Consider the following 16854-nt stretch of genomic DNA (forward strand, 5'->3'; position numbering starts at 1 on the left):
CTCCCATGCTGCGATACATCCTTCACCGCATCCTGTACACGCTGCCCATCGCCCTGGGCGTGTCGCTGGTGTGTTTCGCGCTGGTGCACCTGGCGCCGGGCGATCCGCTCAGTTCGGTGCTGCCCGAGAACGCCTCGCCGCAGGTCATCGCCGAGATCCGATCGGCCTATGGCTTCGACCAGCCGTTGCCCGTGCAGTACCTGAAGTGGCTGGGCCGCGCCATCTCGGGCGACCTGGGCGCCTCGATCAAGAGCGGTCGGCCGGTGATGGCCGAGATCGCGCCGGCCATCGGCAACTCGGTGATCCTGGCGGCGGCGGCCATCACACTGGCTTTTGTCGGCGGCTGCGCGATGGGGGCGGTGGCCGGTTATTCGCGATCGCGCGTCGTCGACCGCATCGTGACGGCGACCGCGGTGACGGGTGTGTCGCTGCCGCACTACTGGGTCGGCATGGTGCTGATCGTGCTGTTCTCGGTGGAGCTGGGCTGGCTGCCGGCCTCGGGCATGGGCGACCTGGACTGGCAGCACATGATCCTGCCCACCGTGACGCTGGCGGTGATCCCCATGGGCATCATCGCGCGTTCGGTGCGCGCCTCGGTGATCGAGATACGCAAGCAGGAGTTCGTGCAGACCCTGTATGCCAAGGGCCTGCGCGGTCCGCGGGTGTTCGCGCACGTGGCCAAGAACGTGGCGCCCACCGTGATGGCCGTGATGGGCCTGCAGTTCGCCCAGATGCTGGGCGGCTCCATCCTGGTGGAAACGGTGTTTGCGTGGCCCGGCACGGGTTTCCTGCTGAACTCCGCCATCTTCACGCGCGACCTGCCGATCCTGCAGGGCACGATCCTGGTGCTGGCCTCGCTGTTCGTGCTGATGAACCTGATCGTCGACGTGCTGCAGATGATGGTCGATCCCCGCGTCAAGCGCAGCTGAGAAGGAGAGCCCGATGAACACCAACTCCGCGGCGCTGGGCGCCGCCGCCCCTATCTCCGCGCCCGTGGCCTTTCGCCGACCCAGCCGGGGCTTCTGGCATACGGTGGGCCGCCGGTTGGCGCGCGATCCCGTCACGCTGGTCTGTGGCTTCATCCTGCTGACCATCATCGGGTTGGCCGTGGCCGCGCCATGGCTGGGCCTGGACGATCCGTTCAAGATGAGCATGGTGCGGCGCCTGAAGCCGTTCGGGTACCAGGGCCATCTGCTGGGCACCGACGAGCTGGGACGCGACATGCTGTCGCGCCTGATCCACGGCGGCAGGCTGTCGCTGTTCCTGGGCTTCACGCCGGTGGTGCTGGCCACCTGCATAGGCGGCGCGCTGGGCGTGATCGCCGGCTTCGTCGGCGGCCGCTGGAACATGGCCATCATGCGCCTGATCGATGTGTTCTACGCGTTCCCGTCGGTGCTGCTGGCGGTGGCGATATCGGGGGCGCTGGGTGCGGGCCTGCTCAACAGCATCCTCGCGCTGACGCTGGTGTTCATTCCTCCCATCGCGCGCATCGCGGAAAGCGTCACCACGCAAGTCCGCACGCAGGACTACGTCGAAGCGGCGCGCGCCACGGGCGCGTCGGGGCTGCGCATCATCCGCAGCCATGTGCTTTCGAACGTGACCGGTCCCATTCTGGTGTACGCGTCCAGTCTCATCAGCGTCAGCATCGTCGTCTCCTCGGGCCTGAGCTTCCTGGGCCTGGGCGTCAGCCCGCCCAATGCCGAGTGGGGCCTGATGCTGAACGCGTTGCGCCAGGCCATCTACGTATCGCCCATCACGGCCATCCTGCCCGGCGTGATGATTTTCGTGACCTCGATGTGCTGCAGCCTGATGAGCGATGGCTTGCGCAGCGCCATGGACGTGAAGGCCTGACCGGAGACCGCCATGTTTGCACGATTGAAGAACGCGCCGCCAGATGCCGTGTCCGGCGCGCCTGCCGCATCCGAAGACACGCTCAGGCTGCTGAGCAGGAGACAGGACCGGCGCGACCGCGGCGGACCCGCGCAGCCCATGCTGATCGTGCGGGACCTGAAGAAGCATTTCGAGATCGGCGGCGGCCTCCTGCCGGGCCGCCCCAAGACCGCCGTGCGCGCCGTGGACGGCGTCAGCTTCGAGGTGGCCAAGGGCGAGACGCTGGGCATCGTCGGCGAATCCGGCTGCGGCAAGTCGACCACCGCGCGGCTGCTGATGCACCTGATCGAGCCCGACTCGGGATCGCTGATCTTCGACGGCGACGAAGTGGCGGGCGTGCGCGGCATCAGCGTGCGCGAGCTGCGCCTGCACATGCAGATGGTGTTCCAGGACAGCTATGCCTCGCTGAATCCGCGCCTGACCATCGCCGACAGCATCGCCTTCGGTCCATCCGTGGCCGGCATGGACGGCGCGCAGGCGCGCACGCGCGCGCTGAGCCTGCTGAAGATGGTGGGCCTCGAACCAGGCACGTTCGCACAGCGCTATCCGCACGAACTGTCGGGCGGGCAGCGCCAGCGCGTCAATATCGCGCGTGCGCTGGCCATGGGTCCGCGCCTGCTGATCCTGGACGAGTCGGTATCCGCGCTGGACAAATCGGTCGAGGCGCAGGTGCTGAACCTGCTGCGCCAGCTCAAGCGAGAACTCGGGCTGACCTACGTGTTCATCTCGCACGACCTGAACGTCGTGCAGTACATCAGCGACCGCGTGCTGGTGATGTACCTGGGCCAGGTGGTCGAATCCGGCCCGGTGGACGCCATCTATGGCGGCGCGCGCCATCCCTATACCGCGGCATTGCTGGCCTCGCGGCCGTCGATGGATCCGCGCCGCCGCGTTACCACGCCGCCCCTGTCCGGCGACCCGCCCAATCCCATCAATCCGCCCAGCGGCTGCCGCTTCCGCACGCGCTGCCCGCGCGCGCAGCAGCGCTGCGCGCAAGAGGCGCCCGTGCTGGCGCCGTCGCCGGATACCGACGGCCACATGGCCGCCTGCCACTTCCCGTTGACGCGCGCCGACATGCCCCGCGCCAGCGCCGCAGCCTGACCGGAGAACCCCGATGCAAGAGCCCACGAGTTCCGAACGTACGCCGCTCGTCCAGGTGGAAGACCTGTCGGTGCGCTTCGTCACGCGCGACATGAACGTGCCGGTGGTCAACGGCGTGTCGTTCACGCTGGCGCAGGGCGAGGTGCTGTGCCTGCTGGGCGAGTCCGGCTCGGGCAAGAGCGTCACGCTGCGCGCGCTGATGCGCTTGTTTCCGTCCAGCGCCCAGCTGTCGGGCACGGTCCGCGTGGGCGGCGTCGACGTGCTCGGCCTGCCGCGCAACAAGCTGGCCGACGTGCGCGGCTCGCTGATCTCGATGATCTTCCAGGAGCCGCTGACCGCCCTGGACCCGGTCTACACCATCGGCCAGCAGATCGCCGAGACCGTGGTGCGGCACGAGGGCGTCAGCCATCGCGACGCCATGCGCCGCGCGCTGGAACTGCTGGAATTAGTGCAGATTCCGTCGGCCGTGCGGCGCCTGGCGGCCTACCCGCACGAGCTCTCGGGCGGGCTGCGCCAGCGCGCCATGATCGCGCTGGCGCTGTCGTGCCGGCCCAAGCTGCTGCTGGCGGACGAGCCCACCACCGCGCTGGACGCCACCGTGCAGATCCAGGTGCTGCTGCTGATCCGCGAACTGCAGCGCGAGCTGGGTATGGCCACCATCTTCGTCACGCACGACCTGGGCGTGGCGTGCGAGGTCGCCGACAAGGTGGCGGTGATGTATGCGGGACGCTTCGCCGAGACCGGTTCCATCGAAGACATCATGGACCGCGCCGTGCATCCGTACACGCAGGGCCTCCTGCGCTCCACGGTGTCGGGCGACGACCGGGAGCGCGACCTGGTGCCCATCCCCGGGGCTCCGCCAGACCTGGCGGACCTGCCGCCGGGATGCAGCTTCGCCCCGCGCTGCCCGTCTCATCGTCCCGAATGCGATGCGGCCGTGCCGCCCATGTCCGGCGTAGGCGCGCACCAGGCGCGCTGCGTACTGGCGCCGCAGCGTCTGGCGCAGGGTCCTGTCGACGCCTACGCCATGGACGCGGCATGCCGGTGATCAGCGCGGGCCTGGCGGCGCGCGCCGCCGCCACCTATGCCGGCGCCGCCCTGGCCGGCTGGCTGTTCCAACGGATGCACGTGCCGCTGCCATGGATGCTGGGTCCGGTCATGGTCACGGCCGCCGCGTCGCTGACCGGCGTGCGCGTCGCGGGATGGGCGGGGCTGCGCAGCGCGGGCCTCATTGTGGTGGGCACCACGCTGGGCCTGTACTTCACGCCCCAGGCGGCTCGCGAACTCATTGACCACGTGCCGCTGATTCTGATGGCGGTGGCCGCGACGCTGCTGATCGCCTGCTCGGCCTCGCTGCTGCTGACGCGCACCAGCGGCATCGACCGCGTCACCGCGTTCTTCTGCAGCGTTCCGGGCGGCCCCGCCGAGATGTGCATGCTGGCCAATCGCTTCGGCGGCGCACCGGTGCCCATCGCGGTCTCGCAGATGCTGCGCATCGTGGTGCTCGTGATGGTGCTGCCCGCGGCGCTGACTTTCGGCGGTGCCGGCCGCGGCCCGGGTCCGGCCCCCGAGCCGTTGACCACGCTGGGCGTGATCGAGCTGGTGCTGCTGCTGGGCGTGTCGACGATGGCCACCGTCGCGATGACGCGCATCGGCATGCGCAGCGCGTGGCTGCTGGTGCCGCTGGTAGTGGCCATCGCCGCCTCGCTGTCCGGCTGGGCGCCGCCCGCCATGCCCGGCGCGCTGGCCGCGGCAGCGCAGGTGTGCATCGGCACGCAGCTGGGCCTGGCCTTTCGCCGGCAGGAGATCCTGGGCGTGCGCAGGGCCCTGCCCGCCATCCTGCTCAACGTCGGCATCCTGGCCGCGGGCTGCGCGGCCGTTGCCGCCGTGCTGGCCGCCGCTTCCGGCACGTCGCTCGCCTCGCTCGTGCTGGCCACTGCGCCCGGCGGGGTCACCGAGATGTGCCTGACTGCCCGCTCGCTGGGCCTGGAGGTTCCGCTGGTAGTGGGCTTTCACGTCTGCCGCGTGTTCATCGTGGTTTCCGCCACACCCTGGCTGTTCGCCGCGATGCGACGCAGCGGCCTGATCGATCTGCCCCATCCCGTGCCCAAGTCGTCCTGAGGAGCCGCTACCCATGAGTGCCGAACTGTTCCACCTGTCCGCCGGCGAAGCCGGCCGCCTGATACAGAGCCGAAAGCTGTCGCCGGTCGAACTGGTCGACGCGTTCCTCGCCCGCATCGAGGCGGTGGACGGACGCTTGAAGAGCTATCTGCTGGTGACCGCCGACGCCGCGCGCGATGCGGCGCGCCAAGCCGAAACCGACATCATGGCCGGCCGCTGGCGCGGTCCGCTGCATGGCATTCCCTATGCGGTGAAGGACAACTACTACACGCGCGGCGTGCGCACCTGCGCGGCCTCGCGCCTGCTCATCGATTTCATGCCGGACCACGACGCCGCCGCGATCGAGAGACTGGATGCGGCGGGCGCCATCCTGCTGGGCAAGCTGAATACGTGGGAGTACGGCACGGGCAACGGCGGCGTGTACTTCGACCTGCCGTTCGAGCCCGCGCGCAATCCGTGGAGCCTGGAACATTCGCCGGGCGGCTCGTCGTCCGGATCCGGCGCCTCGGTGGCGGCCGGCACGGCCATGGTGGCGCTCGGTTCCGATACCGGGGGCTCGGTGCGACTGCCTGCCGCGGCCTGCGGCCTGCAGGGCATGAAACCGACCTATGGCCGCATCAGCCGGCACGGCATCCTGCCCAACTGCTATTCGCTGGACGTGCCCGGCCCGCTGACGTGGACCGTCGAGGACAGCGCCATCATGCTGCGCGCGCTGTCGGGCTACGACGCGCGCGATCCCGGCAGCGCCGACGTCGAAGTGCCGGACTTCGTGGCGGGCCTGGGCGATGGCGTGCGCGGCATGACGATAGGCGTGGTGCGCGACCTGGGGCAGGCCGAATCGCTGGTCGACGCCGCCAATCGACGCGGCGTGGACGAGATGGCCAAGGTGCTCGCGGAGCAGGGCGCGCGCATCATCGACCTGGCCCTGCCGGCGGAGATCGCCGACTACAGGCGCGCCACCACGGTGATCAACTGGACCGAGTCGTTGTCGCTGCACGAGCAGGAGTTCATGACGCGCGCCGAGGACATGGGCTACGCGCTGCGGGAAAAGATGATGAGCGGCTTCCTGACCCGTTCGGTGGATTACCTGGCCGCGCAGCGGCGCCGCCGAGAATTGACGGCCGCCACCGACGCGCTGGTGCGCAGCGTGGATGCGCTGGTGCTGCCGTGCGCCTTCCATACCGCGGCGCCGCTGTCGGACATCGATCGCGTCAAGGCCTACACCAGCGATACCGCGTGCCCGCCTTTCAATGCCTCGGGCCATCCCGCCATGGCCGTGTGCACGGGCTTCGATGAGCAGGACCTGCCGACCAACGCGCAGATCGTGGGCCGCTGGTTCGACGAGGCCACCGTGCTGAAGATCGCGCGCGCCTACGAGCGGGCCACCGGCTGGCGCGAGCGCCGTCCGTCGTTCTGAAGATCCTATTCCTCGAAAGAGACGCATCGCTTCATGGACACCGAACTTTTCCATCTGACGGCCGGCGAGGCGGGCAGGCTGCTGCAGGCACGCAAGCTGTCGCCCGTCGAATTGCTGGATGCCTTCCTGGCCCGCATCGAGGCCGTGGACGACCGCGTGAAGAGCTATCTGCTGGTGACGGCGGACGCGGCACGCGACGCGGCGCGCCAGGCTGAAAGCGACATCATGGCCGGTCGCTGGCGCGGCCCGCTGCACGGCATTCCGTACGCGGTGAAGGACAACTACTACACGCGCGGGGTGCGCACCTGCGCGGCCTCGCGACTATTGATGGACTTCGTGCCCGGGCACGACGCGGCCGTCGTCGAGAAGCTGGACGCCGCCGGCGCGGTGATGCTGGGCAAGCTGAACACCTGGGAATACGGCACCGGCAATGGCGGCGTGTACTTCGACCTGCCGTTCGATCCGGCCTGCAATCCCTGGGCGCTGGACCGCTTCACCGGCGGATCGTCCACCGGCGCGGGCGCGGCGGTGGCGGCCGGCACGGCCATGATCGCCATGGGCTCGGACACCACGGGATCGGTGCGCCTGCCCGCCGCTGCCTGCGGCCTGCAGGGCATGAAGCCCACTTACGGCCGCATCAGCCGCCACGGCATCCTGCCCAACTGCTATTCCATGGATACTCCCGGCCCGCTGACCTGGACCGTCGAGGACAGCGCCATCGTGCTGCGCGCGGTGTCGGGCCACGACAGCCGCGACCCGGCCTCGGGCGACCGTGCCGTGCCCGACTACCTGGCCGGCCTCGAGGCGGGCGTGCGCGGCATGACCATCGGCGTCATCCGCGATTTCGGGGCCGAGGGCGACGCCCTGGAGCCCGCCAACCGCGAGGGCCTGGAGGACATGGTGCGCGTGCTGCGGGCGCAGGGCGCACGCGTCATCGAGGTGACGCTGCCCGCGCCGATACACGAGTACCGCAAGGTCACGTCGGTCATCAACTGGACCGAGTCCATGACCATCCACGAGTCGGACCTGATGGAGCGCGCGGCCGACATGGGCTACGCGCTGCGCGACAAGCTGATGTCCGGCTTCATGACGCGCGCGGTGGACTACCTGGCCGCGCAGCGCCGCCGCCGCGAGCTTGCCGATGCGACCGACCGACTGGTGCGCAGCGTGGACGCGCTGATCGCGCCCTGCGCCTTCCACGTCGCGCCGAAGTTCGCGGACAACGACGTGCTGCGCACCTTCACCAGCCAGAACGTCTGCCCGCCGTTCAACGCCTCGGGCCATCCCGCCATGACCGTCTGCACCGGCTTCGACGCCGACGGCCTGCCCACCAACGCACAAGTGGTGGGGCGCTGGTACGACGAAGCCACCGTGTTCAAGGTTGCCCGCGCCTACGAGCGCGCCACCGGCTGGCGCGATCGCCGGCCCTCGCTGTAACGCCCTTTCCGCTCACTACTGGAGACCGTTTCGCCATGCCCAACCCGCCCAAGGAACTCTGGACCGCCGACGAGATCGCGGCGCACTGCCGCCGCTTCGGCCTGTCGCTGCCCGAGCCGCTGATGAAGCGCATGCACGAGCTCTCGGCCAACGTATCGCAGACCGGCATGGACATCGCGCGCATGCCGTCCAAGGATTGCGAGCCCGCGCTGACCTTCAAGATGCCCGTCGAGTAACCCCCTGTCTTCCACGAGGAAACCGCCATGCAACCGTATGAGTTGACCGCCACTGAAGCCGCGGCGTTGATCGCCGCCAGGAAGCTGTCCTGCGAAGAGCTTGCACGATCCACCCTGGCCCGCATCGAAGAGCGCGACCCCGTCGTGCGCGCATGGAGCTACGTGGATCGCGACATGGTGATCCGCAAGGCGCGCGAACTGGACAAGACGCCGCCGGCCAGTCCGCTGCACGGGCTGACCTTCGGCGTGAAGGACGTGATCCAGACCGTGGACATGCCGACCCAGCAGAACTCGGCGCTGTACGTCGACCACCAGAGCGGACAGGACGCCGCGTGCGTGGCCGTGGTGCGCCACAGCGGCGCGCTGATCGTCGGCAAGACCGACACGGTCGAATTCGCTTCCGGCGGACGCATGGCGGCCTCGCGCAATCCGCACAACCTGGCGCATACGCCGGGTGGCTCGTCGTCGGGCTCGGGCGCCGCCGTGGGCGACAAACAGGTGCAGCTGGCCTTCGGCACGCAGACCGGCGGCTCGCACATCCGGCCCGCGGCCTTCAACGGCATCTACGGCATCAAGCCGACGCATGGGGCCGTCAGTCGGGAAGGCGCCAAGAATTACTCGCATACCCTGGACACCATAGGCTGGTACGGCCGCTGCGTGGAAGACCTGCAGCTGGTCGCCCGCGAGTTCCGGCTGCTGGATGCCGAGTTCGCCAAGCCCGTGCAGATCAAGGGTCTGAAGGTCGGCCTGTACCGTTCACCCGCGTGGGAACTGGCCGATGCCTATGCGCGCGAGGCGCTGTTCGAGGCGGGACGCAGGCTGGAGGCCGCAGGCGCCATCGTCACCGAACTGACCTTGCCGGCGGGCTTCGACCGGCTGGACGACGCGCAGCAGATCGTGATGCGCGGCGAGGGCCGCGGCGCCTTCCTGCCCGACTACCTGGGTCCGAAGCGCCACATGCTGGCGCAGCATTTCCTGGACATCGTCGGCAACTCCACCAAGATCACGCCGGCCAAGCTGGTGGCGGCCTATGACCTGGCCGCGGAGTGCCGGCGCACGTTCGACGGCATGTTCGGCGCGGACCTGGACGTCGTGCTGACGCCGTCCTCGCCGGGCGAGGCGCCCGAAGGCCTGTCGTCCAGCGGCAATCCCGTGTTCAACGCGATGTGGACACTGCTGAACGTGCCGTGCGTCGGCATTCCCGTGGGCGTCAGTCCGCGGGCGCTGCCGCTGGGCATCCAGCTGGTGGGGCCGCGCTACTCGGATTCGCAGCTGCTGGAGATCGCGCTGGCATGCGCACCGGCCATCCACGTGAAGCAGGACGGCAAGCTGACGCCGTTGAAGGCGGAGGTGAGTGCGATGGCGTGATCGGGACGCTACGGCCTCGTGCTTGCCGTTGTCCCAGGGCGGGACCGCCAGGGTCCCCGCCCTCGTCATGCGGATCAGTCCACCTTCGCGCCGGACTGCTCCACCACCTTGGCCCAGCGTGCGATGTCGGCCTTGTGGATGCGCTGGAAGGCGGCGATGCTGGGATCGGCCGGGGGCGCGATGCCTTGCAGGTCTTCCAGCCATGCCTTGAAGTCCGGCGTGCTGATGACCTTGATCACGGCCTCGCTCATGCGCTTCTGGATCTCGGGCGGCAGCTTGGCGGGCGCGAACAGGCCATACCAGGTGCTGCTTTCATAGCCGGGGATGTTGCATGCCTCGGCCACCGTCGGCACGTCGGGCAGCGCCTTGATGCGCTTGGACGTGGTCACGCCCAGCGCCACCACCTGGCCCGCCTTCACGGCCGGCACCGAGGGCGCGCTCTGGTTGAAGAAGAAGTCCACCTCGCCCGACAGCAGCGCGGTCATGGCCGGGCCCTGGCCGCGATACGGCACGTGCGGCACGTCGATCTTGGCGCCATTGGTGAACTGCGCGCCGGCCAGGTGGCCCGAGGCGCCGTTGCCCGTCGAGGCGTAGTTCAGCTTGCCCGGGTTGGCGCGGGCCAGCTTGACCAGGTCGCCGCAGGTCTTGATGTCGGGATGCTTCTTGGGATTGACCAGCAGCACGTTGGGCACGTCGCCCAGCAGCGCGATGTGGGTGAAGTCCTTCTGGACGTCGAACGGCAGACTCTTGTACAGCGCCGCGTTGATGGCGTGCGTGCCCGCCGTGCCCAGCAGGAACGTATAGCCGTCGGGCTCGGCGCGCGCGACCAGGTCCGAGGCGACGTTGCCGCCCGCGCCGGTGCGGTTGTCGGCCACGAAGGGCACGCCCAGTTCCTTGGAAAGGGCCTCGCCCATCTTGCGGGCATAGAGGTCGGTGCCGGCGCCGCCGGGAAAGCCGCCCACGATGGTGATCGCGCGGGTGGGCCATTTGGCGGGATCTTCGGCCGCGCCGGCGGGCGCGGCGAAGGCGGTGGACAAAGCAAGTACTGCAAGCGTGAACTTACGCAACATGATGGTTTTTCCCCTTGTGACTGTGCGATTGGCAAGACGCCGTACTGCCGTTGGCATATCGTGACTGCTGGCGGCCCGCCCCAGGGCGGGCCCGACGCGGCTGCGACGGACCAGGCCCGCCGCCGCCACGCCGTAGTGCTTACTGCAAGGCTGCGACCGCCTTCGCGATGCGCTTCATCGCCGTTTCCAACTGCGCTTTCGAGGTGGCATAGCTGATGCGGAAATAAGGCGCCAGGCCGAACAGCGTGCCGGGCACCACGGCCACGTCATGCTCTTCGAGCAGATAGCGGCAGAAGTCCGTGTCGGTTTCCAGCACCTGGCCCGAAGGCGTCTTGCGGCCCAGCACACCCGCGCAGCTGGCGTAGGTGTAGAAGGCGCCTTCGGGACGGCGGCAGCTGATGCCCGGGATCGCGTTCAGCGCATCCACCACCAGGTCGCGGCGCTCCTTGAACGACGCGCGCCGTTCGGCCAGCACGTCCTGCGGACCGTCCAGCGCCTCGATGGCCGCCACCTGCGTGACCGAGCTGGGATTGGACGTGCTCTGGCTCTGCACCACGGCCATCGCCGCGATCAGTTCGCGAGGACCGCCGGCATAGCCCAGCCGCCAGCCCGTCATCGCATATGCCTTGGACAAACCGTTGACCGTGAGCGTGCGGTTCTTCAGGCGCGGCTCGACCTGCGCCAGCGTGGTGAACTCGAAGTCGTCGTAGACCAGATGCTCGTAGATGTCGTCGGCGATGATCCACACGTGCGGATGGCGCAGCAGCACTTCCGCCAGCGCCTGCAGGTGCTCGCGGCCATAGGCCGCGCCCGTGGGATTGGACGGCGAGTTCAGCATCACCCAGCGCGTGCGCGGCGTGATGGCGGCTTCGAGCGCCTGCGGCGACAGCCGGAAGCCGTTCTCTTCGGTGCAGGGCACCTGCACCGTGACGCCGCCCGCGATGGTGATCATGTCGGCGTACGAAGCCCAGTAGGGCACGCCCACGACCACTTCGTCGCCGTCGTCCAGTGTGGCCATCAGCGCGTTGTGGATGACCTGCTTGGCGCCCGCGCCGGCCGTGATCTCGTCCGGGCCGTATTCCAGGCCGTTCTCGCGCTGGAACTTGCGCGAGATGGCGGCCTTCAGCGCCAGCGTGCCGTCCAGCAGCGTGTACTTCGTGTCGCCCGCATCGATGGCGCGCTTGCCGGCGGCCTTCACGTTGTCGGGCGTGTCGAAATCGGGTTCGCCCGCGCCCAGCACGATGACGTCGCGGCCCTCGCGCTTCATGCGCGCGGCCTGCGCGCCGATGCGCAGGATGCCGGAGACCTCGATGCTGGAGATGCGCCTGGCGCGGCGCAGTACGGGCGCGTGGTCCGCCGCGTTCGTCTTGTTCTGTTCAGACATTGCTATGGATTCCTGCCGTGCTTCAGAGTGCCGCCGTGACCATGATCTCGACCAGGATGTCGGGCGCGGCCAGTTCGATGGCGCCGCAGCAGCGGGCCGGCGCTTGGCCCGGCACGATCCACGCGTCGTATACCTCGTTCATGCCGGCGAAGTGTTCCATCGACGACAGCCAGATGGTCACGTTCAGTGCCTTGGACTTGTCGGTTCCGGCGGCGGCCAGCATCTCGTCGACCTTGGCCAGCACCTGGCGGGTCTGGCCCTGGATGTCGGCGCTGCGATCGTCGGCCGTATGGCCAGCGAGGTACACCGTGCCGTTGTGGATCACGGCGCGCGAGCGGCGCGCGTTCTGGTCCAGGCGCGTGATGGGCTGGCTCATTGCTGGGCTCCGATGCCGGAGATGCGGCGGCAGTGGTTCAGGGCGGCCTGGATCAGGTTGTCGCTGGCCTCGGGCGTGCGGAAGGCCGAGTGAGCCGACAGCGTCACGTTCTCGAGCTTGGTCAGCGGGTGATCCTTGGGCATGGGTTCGACGGTGAACACGTCCAGGCCGGCGTGGGCCAGCTTGCCGGACTTCAGGGCGTCGATCATCGCCTCCTCGTCGACCAGCGCGCCGCGCGCCGTGTTGACCAGGATGGCGCCGTCGCGCATCTGCGCGATGCGCTCGCGCGATATCAGGCCGCGCGTCTCGTCGTTCAGCACCAGGTGCATCGACACGACGTGGCTCTGCGCCAGCACTTCTTCGAGGGACACGAACTCCACGCCCGGATACGACTTGGGCGAGCGGTTCCACGCCACCACCTTCATGCCCACGCCGAGGGCCAGGCGCGCCATCTCGGCGGCGATGCCGCCGAAGCCCACCAGACCCAGCGTCTTGCCGGTGAGCTGCACGGCATCCGAACGCAGCCAGTTGCCGGCGCGCATCTCGCGGTCCATGCGGGCGAAGCTCTTGGCCGACGCCCACATCAGCGCGAAGGCGCACTCGGCGACGGCGGTGTCGCCATAGCCCTTGATGATGTGCACTTCGATGCCCAGCTCGGCCAGTTCCTCGGGATTCATGTACGAGCGCGCGCCCGTACCCAGGAAGACCACGTGCTTCAGCTGCTTGCACGCCTTGGCGATCTCGGTGGGCAGCGCCGTGTGATCGACGATCAGGATGTCGTGGTCGCCCAGCACCGCGGGAATCTGGTCGGGCGTGATGTCGGGCTGGCGGTTGACCGTCAGGGGCAGGTCGCTGGGCAGGCGCAGGCGCTCGGCCACTTGGGCCAGGGTGGGGTTGGCGTCGATGAAGCAGGCTTTCATGGGTGGCGATGCTCTCTAGGTTTGAAGGTATGAAGTGGATGGATGGGCTACACGGGCTCGGTGTTGGCGGCCGCGGTCGCGGCCAGCCGGGTCTCGGCAAAGTCGGCCAGGGCGTTGCCCATGTAGATTTCCGCGTAGCCCGCGCGGATGAGTTCGATGACGTGGTCCAGGTGATGATCGATGTGCGCCCGCATCAGCGCCTCGACCTGCGCCAGGTCCCGCGCCTGCAGGGCCTGGACGATGGCGGGATGGTCGTTGCGCGTGGCGAAGCGGCGCGACTTCAGGTCCAGCCAGCGCGCGAAGCGGATGCGCTCGTTGATGGAGCGCACCGAGCGCAGGAATTCGTCGTTGCCCGCCAGCCGCGCCAGGCGTTCGTGGAAGGCCTCGTCGCGCTCCAGTGCGTGCAGGGCCTGCTCGTCCGTGTCGGGGGTGTCCCGGTTCTGTTCGGTGAAGTCCGCCAGTTCGCGCAGCTGCTCGTCGGTGGCGCGCGCGCACACCAGGCGCACCAGGCCCAGTTCGACGGTGGCGCGGTACTCGTACAGGTCCAGGATCTGCTTGGCGTCCAGCGGGCGGGCGGAGTAGCCGCGATTGGGCGTGGCCACCAGGAATCCCTCGGCGGCGATGCGGTTCAGCGCCTCGCGCACCGGCGTGCGGCTGACGCCCAGTTGCCGCGCCAATTCGACCTCGTTGACGCGCTCGCCCGGCCGCAGCCGGAAGGTGGCGGCCATCGCCTTGATGCGCTCGTAGACGGGAACGGAAGGGGACGGGTTGGTGACCATGGCGAAGCGCGACGCTTGCATGCGCGCCTGTATACAGTTGCGTATTGGCTAAGTGTATACACGTTGAGCCGGCCCAAATCCCTAGGGTTTACCCCGGCACCGTGCCTGCGGGGCGTTCCCCGCGCCGGCTTTTACGGGATAACGCCGTTCAGTCTTCCGCGTCCAGCATGTTCTGCAGCACGCGCTTCCAGCGCAGCTCCCAGTTGGTCTTGCTGAAGGCCTGCGCGGTCAACAGTCCGTTCCTGGCCAGCAGAGCCATCTTCTGCCGATCATCGACCAGTTCCTCGATCGTGCTCGCCAGTTCCCAGGCATCGGTCTGGATCAGGCGGCCGTTGTAGTCGTCGGTGATGATGTTGGGCAGTCCACCGATGTGGGTGGCGATGACGGCATTGTTGGTCGCCAGCGCTTCGATACAGGACAACGAGGTGCCTTCCGAGAACATGCTCGGCACCAGTGTGATGTGGCTGTCGATATAGGCCTGGTGCATGTCTTTCATGTCGTACTCGATCCAGTCGACTCGTCCGGCGTGCCGCTCCAGGAAGGCGTGGACGGCCGTTGCGTCGAAGTCGCTGGCCTGGCCGCACAGCGTCAGATGGATGTCATCGCGCTTTTCGAAGAGCGTGTCGAAGGCATGCAGGGTCAGGTACAGGCCGCGCTCAAGGTTGAGACGCCGAGGCAGCAGCACGCGCACCATGGGCGCCGAGAAATCCTTTTGCCGAGGCTTGAACTGGTGTGAGTCCACATAGTTCGGGATATAGGTCAGCCCTGAAGCCAGGCGCCAGTCAAAGCTGCGCACCCAGTTGATGAAATTGGTATCGACACAGACGCTCAGGTTGCTGCTCTGGAGCCCGCGGAAAACGTGGGCGTGCATGGCGATGTCGTGATTGTGCAGGACGTTGGTGACGGTGTCCCAGTGGATGCCGTGATTGATGGAGATCACCCTTTTCGCCTTTCCCAGGCCGCATGCCAGTTCGGTCGGTGACGCAATGACGAGATCGGAGTCCTTGCAGAACGCGGCGTAGGCCGTCGATATCCTTTCCCAATCCAAACCTTTCCAAGCGGGTACTCCGATGACCGGGATGCCCTGGAAGTTCCGCTCGAACGGCTTGTTCGCGTTCTGGATCAGGCGTACCTCGCACCCCATCGATTTGAGCATCGCCGCGAGATCGTAGACGTATCGCTCGGCGCCGCCCTTGTACACGGTCTTGCCGTCCCAGTCGTAGAAATTGATGTTGACGATGTCGACGCGCCTGAGTTGCGCTCGCGGCAGTGGCTGCGGGTCCGACTGGCGCTCGTTCAGGAACGATATCAGCGGGGCAGTCAATGCGGACCATTCGTGTCGCGCGGCGAGATCGGCCGAGCGCAGTGTGTATGCCGTCTTCCATCGGCCCGAATGGATGGCATCGGCGAACTCCTCAGGTGCGGCGACGATGAGTTCGTCGCGGTACGCCTGTATGGTGCGCGTCGGGGTGCCGACGACCGGTTTGCCGGCGGCCAGGTACTCGAAGAGCTTGAGAGGAGACACCGGATCCGTCTTGGCCGACACGATGAATGGCACAATGCCGACATCCACCCACGCGAGGTAATGCTTCAGTTCCCCGTACGGCTTCGGGCCCAAGTGCACGGCGTTTCGATGTCGCAGCAGGCGTTCCATTCTGCGTTGGACTTCGGGAAGGTTGGCCAGCTCGAACGCCGTGATGGGGCCGACCAGCAACAGCGCATATCTGTCGTCATCGACCAGCTGGTCCATGACGTCGAAGTCCAGCAGATCCGATATGACGCCGTGATATCCGATCACGGAGCGCGTGGCCAGCATCTCGGCCTGCTTGTGGCTCACGCCAGCCTGCCCGCGGGTTCCGTCGCGGAAGTCAGCGCCATACACGCCGTTTTCCAGCAGCAGCGATCGGTTCGTCTGCGCGGAATTTGCCTCCATCAACTGCGGGGCGGAGAACAGGCAGATGTCGGCTCGCTTCAACAGCACGGCGTGGTCCGCCAATACCGCGCGGCAGCCTTCTCCGAAGATCGCCAGGTCGTCGAGCACGTCATAGATCACGGTGGCCTTGGTGCATAGATCGCGCACGAACCTGAATCCGGGGGTATGCAGGTACGTTATGACGGGGCGATGCTGGAAATAAGCGAGGAAGTCCTCGCTCATGTTCGAGACGAAGACGTTCTTGGCCGTTCTTTTCAACGTGGGGAAGCGGCCGTCGAACTCCAGCATGATGCACACATATCCGGCTTTGGCGAACTCGGACATGATGTGATCCGGACGCTGCTTGAGGGCGAGGTCGTAACCGCATGGGCACAGCACAACGCCTTTGCGGTCCTTGTGCATGGCGAGCAGGTTCGCTATCTGCTGCGCTCGCTGCTTCGACGGGGACTTCGCATACTTGCGGAAATGCTCCGCCTGGCCGCGCGTGCGGACCTCGTACTCCGAGGGCTGCACTACCCGAGGCGCCTCCGCCAGCGGCCGGTCTTGCACCGGTTCGGCGATTGGTACCAGCTCACCTCGCACGCGCTTCAGAAGCTTGCGAACCGCGATGATGCTCTTGCGCACCGGTGCGGTGACCTGCCATGATTTGCTCGCGTAGATTTCACGGATCTTGGCCTGCGCCTGCAGTCGCGCCGCTGTCTCCGCAGCCAGCTTTTCATTTAGCTTATCGACGATTTCGCGCAACTCTTCGAGGATCTCTTTCTCGATGACGTCGTTCCGATCGTTCTGGTCTGCTTTCATCCGAGTCCGCTTCCAAACGAA

The 16854-nt window shown here is 67.6% G+C and carries 15 protein-coding genes; 9 read left to right on the forward strand and 6 right to left on the reverse strand.

Translation table 11 applies throughout. The features are described from left to right. Window positions 1–8 precede the first annotated feature (8 nt). The 9 genes from CAL15_RS24140 (at window position 9) to CAL15_RS24180 (ending at window position 9570) form a co-directional block, all read left to right on the forward strand. Complete coding sequence (locus CAL15_RS24140) at window positions 9–929, forward strand: ABC transporter permease (RefSeq protein ID WP_198299273.1); 921 nt, start codon at window positions 9–11, stop codon at window positions 927–929. 13 nt (window positions 930–942) lie between these two features. Further along, complete coding sequence (locus tag CAL15_RS24145) at window positions 943–1851, forward strand: ABC transporter permease (protein ID WP_086080818.1); 909 nt, start codon at window positions 943–945, stop codon at window positions 1849–1851. Between the two features lie 138 nt (window positions 1852–1989). Further along, window positions 1990–2991, forward strand: coding sequence for an ABC transporter ATP-binding protein (locus CAL15_RS24150; protein ID WP_232468260.1), 1002 nt, complete (start codon window positions 1990–1992; stop codon window positions 2989–2991). A gap of 13 nt (window positions 2992–3004) precedes the next feature. Continuing rightward, complete coding sequence (locus tag CAL15_RS24155) at window positions 3005–4039, forward strand: ABC transporter ATP-binding protein (RefSeq protein ID WP_086080820.1); 1035 nt, start codon at window positions 3005–3007, stop codon at window positions 4037–4039. After that, entirely contained in the window at window positions 4030–5112 is a 1083-nt protein-coding gene (locus CAL15_RS24160; RefSeq protein WP_157666736.1) for an AbrB family transcriptional regulator, read from the forward strand. Before CAL15_RS24155 ends, CAL15_RS24160 begins: the two co-directional genes overlap by 10 nt. A gap of 13 nt (window positions 5113–5125) precedes the next feature. Continuing rightward, window positions 5126–6529 carry an amidase gene (locus CAL15_RS24165; protein ID WP_086080822.1) on the forward strand — a complete coding sequence of 468 codons (1404 nt, stop codon included), beginning with the start codon at window positions 5126–5128 and terminating at the stop codon, window positions 6527–6529. Window positions 6530–6562: 33 nt separating this feature from the next. Beyond that, window positions 6563–7966, forward strand: a complete 1404-nt coding sequence (locus CAL15_RS24170; RefSeq protein WP_086080823.1) for an amidase — start codon at window positions 6563–6565, stop codon at window positions 7964–7966. Between the two features lie 35 nt (window positions 7967–8001). Beyond that, on the forward strand, window positions 8002–8202 hold the full coding sequence (locus CAL15_RS24175) for a hypothetical protein (RefSeq protein ID WP_086080824.1): 201 nt from the start codon (window positions 8002–8004) through the stop codon (window positions 8200–8202). Window positions 8203–8229: 27 nt separating this feature from the next. After that, a complete protein-coding gene (locus tag CAL15_RS24180; protein ID WP_086080825.1) occupies window positions 8230–9570 on the forward strand; it encodes an amidase in 1341 nt (446 codons plus the stop codon). Window positions 9571–9644: 74 nt separating this feature from the next. Here the strand turns inward: CAL15_RS24180 and CAL15_RS24185 are convergent, their stop codons facing one another. The 6 genes from CAL15_RS24185 to CAL15_RS24210 form a co-directional block, all read right to left on the reverse strand. Continuing rightward, the gene (locus tag CAL15_RS24185) at window positions 9645–10640 is read right to left on the reverse strand and encodes a Bug family tripartite tricarboxylate transporter substrate binding protein (protein ID WP_086080826.1); all 996 of its coding nucleotides are present in this window, start codon (window positions 10638–10640) and stop codon (window positions 9645–9647) included. A gap of 139 nt (window positions 10641–10779) precedes the next feature. Next, a complete protein-coding gene (locus CAL15_RS24190) occupies window positions 10780–12024 on the reverse strand; it encodes a pyridoxal phosphate-dependent aminotransferase (RefSeq protein ID WP_086080827.1) in 1245 nt (414 codons plus the stop codon). A gap of 22 nt (window positions 12025–12046) precedes the next feature. Further along, a complete protein-coding gene (locus tag CAL15_RS24195; protein ID WP_086080828.1) occupies window positions 12047–12400 on the reverse strand; it encodes a RidA family protein in 354 nt (117 codons plus the stop codon). Next, window positions 12397–13320: an NAD(P)-dependent oxidoreductase gene (locus tag CAL15_RS24200; protein WP_086080829.1), complete on the reverse strand. Its 924-nt coding sequence runs from the start codon at window positions 13318–13320 to the stop codon at window positions 12397–12399. Before CAL15_RS24200 ends, CAL15_RS24195 begins: the two co-directional genes overlap by 4 nt. 47 nt (window positions 13321–13367) lie before the next feature. Further along, on the reverse strand, window positions 13368–14120 hold the full coding sequence (locus CAL15_RS24205; RefSeq protein ID WP_232468076.1) for a GntR family transcriptional regulator: 753 nt from the start codon (window positions 14118–14120) through the stop codon (window positions 13368–13370). Between the two features lie 127 nt (window positions 14121–14247). After that, window positions 14248–16833, reverse strand: a complete 2586-nt coding sequence (locus CAL15_RS24210; protein ID WP_198299113.1) for a glycosyltransferase — start codon at window positions 16831–16833, stop codon at window positions 14248–14250. Window positions 16834–16854: the final 21 nt, after the last annotated feature.

This window comes from Bordetella genomosp. 13, from assembly GCF_002119665.1.
GTDB lineage: Bacteria > Pseudomonadota > Gammaproteobacteria > Burkholderiales > Burkholderiaceae_B > Bordetella.

Excerpts from the sequence above, each read along its gene's own strand:
- CAL15_RS24165 (WP_086080822.1), top strand. The coding sequence starts at position 5,126 with ATGAGTGCCGAACTGTTCCACCTGTCCGCCGGCGAAGCCGGCCGCCTG.
- CAL15_RS24160 (WP_157666736.1), top strand. The coding sequence starts at position 4,030 with ATGCCGGTGATCAGCGCGGGCCTGGCGGCGCGCGCCGCCGCCACCTAT.
- CAL15_RS24190 (WP_086080827.1), bottom strand. The coding sequence starts at position 12,024 with ATGTCTGAACAGAACAAGACGAACGCGGCGGACCACGCGCCCGTACTG.
- CAL15_RS24200 (WP_086080829.1), bottom strand. The coding sequence starts at position 13,320 with ATGAAAGCCTGCTTCATCGACGCCAACCCCACCCTGGCCCAAGTGGCC.
- CAL15_RS24205 (WP_232468076.1), bottom strand. The coding sequence starts at position 14,120 with ATGCAAGCGTCGCGCTTCGCCATGGTCACCAACCCGTCCCCTTCCGTT.
- CAL15_RS24195 (WP_086080828.1), bottom strand. The coding sequence starts at position 12,400 with ATGAGCCAGCCCATCACGCGCCTGGACCAGAACGCGCGCCGCTCGCGC.
- CAL15_RS24155 (WP_086080820.1), top strand. The coding sequence starts at position 3,005 with ATGCAAGAGCCCACGAGTTCCGAACGTACGCCGCTCGTCCAGGTGGAA.
- CAL15_RS24170 (WP_086080823.1), top strand. The coding sequence starts at position 6,563 with ATGGACACCGAACTTTTCCATCTGACGGCCGGCGAGGCGGGCAGGCTG.
- CAL15_RS24175 (WP_086080824.1), top strand. The coding sequence starts at position 8,002 with ATGCCCAACCCGCCCAAGGAACTCTGGACCGCCGACGAGATCGCGGCG.
- CAL15_RS24185 (WP_086080826.1), bottom strand. The coding sequence starts at position 10,640 with ATGTTGCGTAAGTTCACGCTTGCAGTACTTGCTTTGTCCACCGCCTTC.
- CAL15_RS24150 (WP_232468260.1), top strand. The coding sequence starts at position 1,990 with ATGCTGATCGTGCGGGACCTGAAGAAGCATTTCGAGATCGGCGGCGGC.
- CAL15_RS24210 (WP_198299113.1), bottom strand. The coding sequence starts at position 16,833 with ATGAAAGCAGACCAGAACGATCGGAACGACGTCATCGAGAAAGAGATC.
- CAL15_RS24145 (WP_086080818.1), top strand. The coding sequence starts at position 943 with ATGAACACCAACTCCGCGGCGCTGGGCGCCGCCGCCCCTATCTCCGCG.
- CAL15_RS24180 (WP_086080825.1), top strand. The coding sequence starts at position 8,230 with ATGCAACCGTATGAGTTGACCGCCACTGAAGCCGCGGCGTTGATCGCC.